5 protein-coding genes are annotated in these 4,572 nt (G+C 49.5%); all 5 read left to right on the top strand.

Going from position 1 to position 4,572, the window contains the following annotated elements:
* The coding region (locus OEM52_14100) for a formylglycine-generating enzyme family protein (protein MDK9701267.1) at window positions 1–299 on the top strand (299 nt) is incomplete at its 5' end.
* 170 nt (window positions 300–469) lie between these two features.
* Complete coding sequence (locus OEM52_14095; protein MDK9701266.1) at window positions 470–1,462, top strand: peptidoglycan DD-metalloendopeptidase family protein; 993 nt, start codon at window positions 470–472, stop codon at window positions 1,460–1,462.
* A 111-nt stretch (window positions 1,463–1,573) separates the two neighbouring features.
* Window positions 1,574–2,494: a diacylglycerol kinase family lipid kinase gene (locus tag OEM52_14090; protein ID MDK9701265.1), complete on the top strand. Its 921-nt coding sequence runs from the start codon at window positions 1,574–1,576 to the stop codon at window positions 2,492–2,494.
* Window positions 2,495–2,524: 30 nt separating this feature from the next.
* A complete protein-coding gene (locus OEM52_14085; protein ID MDK9701264.1) occupies window positions 2,525–3,646 on the top strand; it encodes a pyridoxal phosphate-dependent aminotransferase in 1,122 nt (373 codons plus the stop codon).
* Between the two features lie 103 nt (window positions 3,647–3,749).
* Window positions 3,750–4,499 carry an electron transfer flavoprotein subunit beta/FixA family protein gene (locus OEM52_14080; protein ID MDK9701263.1) on the top strand — a complete coding sequence of 250 codons (750 nt, stop codon included), beginning with the start codon at window positions 3,750–3,752 and terminating at the stop codon, window positions 4,497–4,499.
* The last annotated feature ends 73 nt before the right edge of the window (window positions 4,500–4,572 follow it).

Raw genomic sequence — 4,572 nt, 5'->3', positions numbered from 1 at the left:
GTGGACGTTATAGCGGTGTATCTCATCCGGTTGGATTGAAACGACCCAATCCGTGGGGTTTGTACGATATGTCCGGTAACGTTAGTGAATGGTGCGAAGACGATTGGCACGAAACCTATGTCGGAGCTCCCACCGATGGCAACGCTTGGATAGACTCACCGCCATACGGTGCAAAAGTAGCACGTGGTGGTTGTTTCAACGATTATCCTTGGAACTGCTTATCTGCCGGTCGGAATGTACTTGCACATTATGAATATCAATCAGTGCTTGGTTTTCGATTGGTGCGGAATTCTGACTGAAAGGCCACAATAGTCACCTATATTATTCGCTTTTCTGCGGGTGATCAAGTACAAATACAAAAAATCATTCTCTTAAAATAACGACACAATAAATGTTGTATAGCAACCGAACTTGACTCTTACCCTTATTCTGACTAAACTCTTTCACTTGTGACTTCCTGCGTATACTCGTGGGATACAAGATTAGTTGTCTCAAAACGAAAGGAGGAGAACTGAAGGAGCTACTCTCCCAAGGGATCCAAATCCTGACAACGATCCCGAAACGATTCCGCATCATGGTGATGCCGGAAGGGTCTGCTCATATGAAGCAGTTCACGTTCCGGATGAAGCACCTCGCATTGGGCGCCATCGGTGGTTCCATCTTCTTTGCGCTCGTTATCGCATTGTCTGCCTATCTACTCGGTACGTGGGTAGCCGAGCGCCGCATCGCTTCGGTGATGCAGGAACAACATCAGTTACAATCGCAAGTCGTCACCCTTTCCCAGCGGTTATCCAACCTCAAGCAAAAGTTGACCGATCTTGCGCATACCGACAATCTGCTCCGGCAAGGGCTTGGCTTACCCATCGTGAATGAGGAAGCCCGCAGTGCTGGTGTAGGTGGTGTTGTCTCCTCTGAGAAGAATGGTAATGATCCCAATGCCGACGCCTTAGCGGAAGATATCGCCGAGCTTGAGCGTGAAATTGCTCTCCAAAAAGAGAGCTTCACTGAAATACAAGTCGGTATCCAACATCAAGCGGAAATCGTCACGCATACACCTTCGATCCGCCCAATTTCCGGTGGCTACATCGGCAGCGGTTATGGCTATCGCAATGATCCGTTTACCGGCAAACGGAAAGAGCACGAAGGACTCGACATCAATGCACCGATTGGTACACCAATCTATGCAACAGCACCGGGAGTCGTAAAAGTTGCACGATACTTGACAGCTTACGGGAATGTCCTCGTGATCGATCACATATACGGGTATCAAACGGTATATGCCCACATGAACAATTTTGCCGCCCGGGTTGGCGATAAAGTCAAACGGGGCGACATTATCGGGTATGTCGGTCGTACCGGCCGCGCCTCCGGTCCACACGTCCATTACGAAGTCCGGTTGCACACGCGCCCCATCGATCCGATGGATTTCTTGTTCGATACGTTCGCAGAAGCCAAGCGTTAGGAACTTTTTCATTGTACATTACAAGCGGCTCTTCCAGTGGGGAGGAGCCGCTTTCTTGATATTCGCATCGAGCTTTTTGTTGGGATTTCAAACGAGTTACTAAACCACTCTGTGAAAATCGCTGTAATCATCAATCCCCGGGCGGGTCTACCGAAACTACTGCCAATCATTCGATTGCGTATCCAACAGCATTTCTCCGCTTTAGGTAATGAGCTGAAAAGTTACGAAATCACCCCACAAGTTGACGGTACCGCCTGCGGCAAACAAGCATTGCAGGATGGCGCGGAGCTATTGGTAGCCGCTGGTGGCGATGGTACAATCAACCGGGTCGCCCAAGCGATAATCGGCACAGAGATTCCGTTGGGACTGTTGCCACTCGGCAGCGGTAACGGAATGGCACGTACATTAGGAATCCCACTGAAATTGGATCTCGCTTTAGAGTTATACAAGAATCCCGTATTCCGAAAAATCGACACCGGAAAAGTGAATGAAAAAGTATTCTTGATTTCCTGTGGTTTCGGATTGGATGCGATTATTGCCCATGACATCGAGCGTTCCCCGTTGCGAGGTACTTTTCCCTACATACTTTCCGCTTTTCGCCGCTCATTCACTGAGCCCGTTGAGCAATTCCGGCTGACAAATCTGGAAACCGGCGAGACTTGGGATCGCGATGCCATTGCCATCAGTATCTTAAACAGCGCACAATACGGTGGTGGAGCAATCGTCGCACCGGGCGCAGTTCCCGACGATGGATTGTTCCATTTGGTCGAGGGTTTGGAACTCAATGCTTTCGAAGTGTTCCGATTTGCTTACCGGATTTTCCATGGCACCCTTGACCGCGAACCAAAAGTTATCATGAGACAAATCAATCGAATTCGCTTGGAACGTATTTCGGAGCGTCGGGAAATGCATATCGACGGCGAAGCGCTATATTCCGAACGGGTGAACATCATCGAAAACATTCCTCTATCGTTGCGAGTTTTGGTCGGTCCGAAGTATCAATCCGGCTGGAAAACCACGTCAACTGCGTAATCCCAAAGTGAGAACAACCAAACAATTAGAATGAGTACTATGTTAGATACAACAAATATTGTCCCGCGGGCTTTCGGAAAAGTCGAGTATCTCGATTGGATTAAACGTCGCGCCATCGAACCCGGTGAAGTTGTCGAATGGGGATTGGCGTTATCGGGGATGCCCGATCCCGACCCACTGCTATTCACGGAGGTTATGAAAAATCTTCCGATTTTCGGAGCGAACCAGACTGGATGGAAACCTTGGATCGATGCGATTTCACAGCGGTATAACGTTCCCGACGATTGCATTGTTGCAAACTTCGGCACGTCGCAAGCGAACTATCTCGCAATCGCTGCAGTAGCAGGTCCAGGTGACAATGTATTGGTGGAGTATCCCACCTATGAACCACTTATCGCACTTCCACAAGGGCTTGGCTGCGAAGTTTCCTTCATCGAACGGCGACGGGATAACAATTGGCGGCTCGATTTGGATGAACTCCGTGAGGCAGTGAAATCCGATGTGAGATTAATGATTTTGGCGAACCCGCACAACCCTACTGGTGTATTCTATAACGACGAAGAAATTCGTGAAATCGCTGGGATTGTCGCCTCGGGCGGCGGGTATCTCTTGGTTGACGAGGTTTACCGCGAAGCGGTGCCGGGATACTGGAAGACAACATCGTTTGGACTTGCCAAAAACATTTTAATTACCACGAGTCTTACCAAAGTGTTTGGACTGAGTACCTTGCGTGCCGGTTGGTTGATTGCGCCACCAGCGATTGCCCACGCCGCGAGTTTGGTGCACGACCGGTTGGCGGGACGTAGTCCGTTGATTACCGAGGAACTATCCGCCCGGGTAATGAATGATCCGGTGATATTAGAGCAATGCGGATTGCAGCGCCACAATCGCTTAACTGCCAACCGCGCGACTATGCAACGCGTAGCAACTAAGTACCATTGGGACGTCGTACTCCCGGAAACTTCTTTGACCGTATTTGTGAAGCATCCTCAATGGGATAGCGAAACACTGGTGGTAAAGGCAAGGAGCCACGGGATACTGGTAACGCCTGGTCGGTTTTTTGGTTACAATGACCGGGTGAGAATCGCATTTACATCCGAACCGGAGACATTCGAGCGATTACTCAACCGACTTGCGGAAGTATTAGCCTGAATCGCTTGACAATTGCAGTTCAAAACACCAATCTTACAGAATTCAAAACGGGGGATTCCCCTGAAATCCGTTCAATACTTTTTGCGAAGGTAAGAGGAATTACATGAAGATTGCCGTACTGGTGAAGTGTGTACCCGATTCGGAAGCGAAAATCGCATTGACTTCCGATGGGAAAGACTGGGTTCGGAAAGATGTCAAATTGGATCTCAATCCCTACGACGAATATGCGATCGAAGAAGCGTTAAAGATTAAGGAAGCGCAAGCCGGCAGCACTGTTACCGTCGTTAGCTTTGGACAGGCGGAAGTAACAGATGCGTTGCGCAAAGCGTTGGCAATGGGTGCCGATGATGCGATTCATGCCGTTGGCGATAATTCGCCCGATCCGCGCGTTGTTGCAGTTGGTTTAACGCAAGCGATATCCGGCAAAGGATTCGACCTGATCCTCGCGGGAAAAGCGGCGATTGACGACGACTATATGGCAATCGGTACGATGGTTGCCGCCGGTCTTGATCTACCCAACGTTTCGGTTGTCACAAAACTGACGTTATCCGACGGGAAAGCGACCTGCGAACGGGAAATCGATGGCGGTATCGAAATCGTCGAAACGACATTACCTGCCGTTATCACTTGTCAAAAAGGGTTGAATGAACCGCGCTACCCATCCTTAAAAGGAATTATGGCGGCGAAGAAAAAGACCATCGAGCAAGTAAATGTGACTGTACCTGCCGCCAATGTGATCGTTGAGCAGTATATCTATCCGGTACCCCGTCAGGGAGCGCGCTTCATTGGCAAATCTGCCGATGACATCCCGGAACTGATTCGTTTGCTCAAAGAAGAAGCGAAAGTCCTGTAGTTTGTCATTGCGAGAGCGCGAAGCGCCGAAGCAATCCCAGTAAAGTTTATGGTTGAAGAAACCTGCCATACGC

Source organism: bacterium, assembly GCA_030247525.1.
Classification (GTDB): domain Bacteria; phylum Electryoneota; class JAOADG01; order JAOADG01; family JAOADG01; genus JAOTSC01.
This window is presented reverse-complemented; position numbering and strand designations above follow the sequence as displayed.